5 protein-coding genes are annotated in these 3,140 nt (G+C 34.6%); all 5 read left to right on the top strand.

Annotated features, from left to right (window positions below):
* Positions 1-437 (top strand): M20/M25/M40 family metallo-hydrolase (locus EGI26_RS07110; RefSeq protein ID WP_409035357.1); only part of this gene is annotated, 437 nt, incomplete at its 5' end.
* A 102-nt stretch (positions 438-539) separates the two neighbouring features.
* Positions 540-1,142: an REP-associated tyrosine transposase gene (locus tag EGI26_RS07115; RefSeq protein ID WP_255076740.1), complete on the top strand. Its 603-nt coding sequence runs from the start codon at positions 540-542 to the stop codon at positions 1,140-1,142.
* 117 nt (positions 1,143-1,259) lie between these two features.
* The gene (locus EGI26_RS07120; protein WP_255077336.1) at positions 1,260-1,427 is read left to right on the top strand and encodes a hypothetical protein; all 168 of its coding nucleotides are present in this window, start codon (positions 1,260-1,262) and stop codon (positions 1,425-1,427) included.
* A 632-nt stretch (positions 1,428-2,059) separates the two neighbouring features.
* Positions 2,060-2,536: a hypothetical protein gene (locus tag EGI26_RS07125; protein ID WP_255077338.1), complete on the top strand. Its 477-nt coding sequence runs from the start codon at positions 2,060-2,062 to the stop codon at positions 2,534-2,536.
* A gap of 204 nt (positions 2,537-2,740) precedes the next feature.
* The coding region (locus EGI26_RS07130; protein WP_255077339.1) for a Nif3-like dinuclear metal center hexameric protein at positions 2,741-3,140 on the top strand (400 nt) is incomplete at its 3' end.

The following is a 3,140-nucleotide window of genomic DNA, read 5'->3' on the forward strand; positions in this document are numbered from 1 at the left end:
GCATTTCTTTGGGCAAAACCAATATCATAGCCAAACGCACTATAGTGACAGGAGATTTAAGATTTCTAACTGAAAATCAGAAGATTGTCGCTAGACAAAAAATGCAGGAGATCGTAAAAAGAAACCTGAATCAAACTTCTGCTCAAATCAGATTTAAAGACGGCATACCCTCTATGCCTCCAACCGAAGGCAACAGAAATATCATGAAAGTGCTCAGCCAAGTAAGTATCGACCTCGGCATGGGAGCCGTAAAAGAAGGCGACCCAGGCTCAAGAGGTGCAGGAGATATTAGTTATGTGGCAGATTATGTGGATTGTCTCGATGGCCTCGGTGCTTCAGGCTCAGGTGCACACACACCCACCGAAACGATGAACATCAAAGAATATCCGAAATTAATTAAAAGAAGTACTTTGTTGATTTATAGGCTTTTGAAATGATGGTTCTAAAGCTGTGCATTGCAAAGCTGTGCGAAGGATATTTCCTTCGTACGTGTGAATCGCGGCTTGTAGCCGCAGAAAAAAATATCTGAATAAGAGAATATGGAGAAAGGAGGATATCAAATACGTAATCAAAGTAAACCACATTTTATGACATTTACTGTTGTAGATTGGGTAGATATTTTTACGAGGAAGATTTATCGTGATATAGTAACTGAAAGTTTGAAATATTGTCAAAAACAAAAAGGATTAATTCTGCACGGATATGTAATTATGAGTAACCATATTCATGTAATTTTTCAAGCAGAAACTGGGAATTTGTCAGATTTAGTTAGGGATTTTAAGGTATTTACAGCAAAAAAAATACTTGAGACAATTTCAATTGGTCCGGAGAGTAGGTCAGATTGGATGTTGAAACGATTTGAATTTGCTGCAAAAAGTCAAAGCAGAAATAGCAAGTATCAATTTTGGGAATATGGTAACCATCCTGAAGAAATATTTTCTGAGAAGTTCTTCTGGACAAAGCTTAATTATATTCATATGAACCCGGTTAGGTCTGGAATTGTAACTAAAGCTTCTGATTACGTTTATTCAAGTGCATCAAATTATGTTAGAAAGGAAGGAATTATTGATGTTTGCATTGCTTCTGTTCCAATAATTGATTTTACAAAACAAAATAGTATTATTGAAATTAATGAGTGGTAAAATGCATAATGTTTCACTTCGGTCAAAGACCGAAATACACCAGTACGAAGGCAATAGCCTTCGCACAGCAGGATTTTCTCAGAAAAGTTTTTTTGGTTAAAAGCAAATTACATTCACATGAATCCTGTTCGAGCTAAAATTGTTTCAAGAGCATCAGATTATTTGTACAGCAGTGCAAGTAATTATGTAGGAAAAGAAAGTATTTTTGAAGGAGTAACTTTAATGACTAATCCAATTATTAATCCTTTGAATTCTAATTGGATGGCTGAAATTAATGAGTGGTAATTTAGCAAGTAAAACTTGCATCTCACCACAACGATGGTGGAACCATCGTAGAGCCGAGTTTATAGGCTTTTGAAGTGATTTTAAAGCTGTACGAAGGCTATTGCCTTCGTACGTGCGAATTGCGGCTTTTAGCCGCAGAAAATATAATTGAAATAAATGAATGGTAAAAAGCATTGTGTTTTCACTTCGGTCAAAGACCGAAATACACACGTACGAAGGTCGGAGCCTTCGCACAGCTGGATATCCAAAATTGATTAAACGCAGTACTTTGTTGATTTATAGGCTTTTGAAGTGATGAATGGCAAAGCTGTGCTAAGGCTATTGCCTTAGTACGTGCGAAATGCGGCTTTTAGTAGCCGAAAATATAGTTGAAATGAATGGTAAAATGCCTAATGTTTCACTTCGGTCAAAGACCGAAATACACCAGTACGAAGGCAATAGCTTTCGCACTGCGAGGGTGGTATTATTTTAGCTACAAGACCAACGATAAAGTCTGATTTTTTGACAGCTGTAGGGCAGCTTAAAGGTATGTATGCTATGTATGCAGAAGAATTGAAATTTTTAGTACAATAAGATTATAAGCCAATAAATTTGAGTAATGCAGAGTGGAATACTATAAAAACCTGATTTCTATGACATTAAGAGAGGTGTGCTATTTATCTGAAACTGTGGAATTGAAACATTTAGTCAATAAAAATAATTTAACGCTAAAAGTTGTTGATAATCAAAAAATATATTTGACATCTAAATGCTTGGTTTTTGAAATTTATGGATTAGTAGTAGAAGATTTTTTTTATTTCGATTTCTACTCTATCGATTTGAATTTGTATTCAAGTCTCGATCGTATTTTATCTGATTTTGATTCTGGGAAGTTACATTCGGTGTATCAAAAACAAATTGATACAAGAAAAGAAGTTTTGATTTCGTACTTGCAAGGTAACAAAGAATCTACGTTAAGAGCGGAACAATATTTCTTTACAATGCTTCAATTAATGGATGAAATTTTAACAGAGATTATGTCTTGTAAAAAGCAAATAGGGGAACAACATTGGACTAAGATTTTTGATCATAAAAGGAAAGAACTCGAAAGTGTTCTAAATGCAGTCTGAAATTTCAATATATTCGCTCTGCGAAGGCTATTGCCTTCGTAGGTGTGTAAGGTGGGTTTCACCCGCAGAAAGAGAAATAGAGTTTAAACAGTAGATTAATAAGCTTAAATATGCTCATGCCAATACCCGCTTAAACGAAATACCCTTTTACAAAGCCTTTGGATAGCATAGATGTAAAAATAAAATAAATAGAAACATCTTAAAATGACTATAAAAGAACTTACCGATTATTTAGAAAAGATAGCTCCACTGAGTTACCAGGAAGATTATGACAATTGCGGGCTCATTGTGGGTGATTCTAATGCTGAAATTACTAATGTATTGGTGAGCTTGGATGTGACTTTGGAAGTTATAGAGGAGGCCATTGCTAAAAAATGCAACCTGATTATTGCCCATCACCCATTGATTTTTAAAGGTTTGAAAAAACTGAATGGCAAAAACTATATTGAAAAGTCTGTAATTAAGGCTATTAAAAATGATATTGCTATTTATGCCATTCATACCAATTTGGATAATATAACGAATGGCGTTAATTTCAAAATAGCCGAGAAACTGAATCTTCAAAATGTAAGTATTCTGAAACCGAAGTCAGATACTTTGATGA

The organism is Lacihabitans sp. CCS-44 (assembly GCF_024343735.1).
GTDB lineage: Bacteria > Bacteroidota > Bacteroidia > Cytophagales > Spirosomataceae > Leadbetterella.

Coding starts and splice junctions, on each gene's coding strand:
- EGI26_RS07115 (WP_255076740.1), top strand. CDS start 540: ATGGAGAAAGGAGGATATCAAATACGTAATCAAAGTAAACCACATTTT.
- EGI26_RS07120 (WP_255077336.1), top strand. CDS start 1,260: ATGAATCCTGTTCGAGCTAAAATTGTTTCAAGAGCATCAGATTATTTG.
- EGI26_RS07125 (WP_255077338.1), top strand. CDS start 2,060: ATGACATTAAGAGAGGTGTGCTATTTATCTGAAACTGTGGAATTGAAA.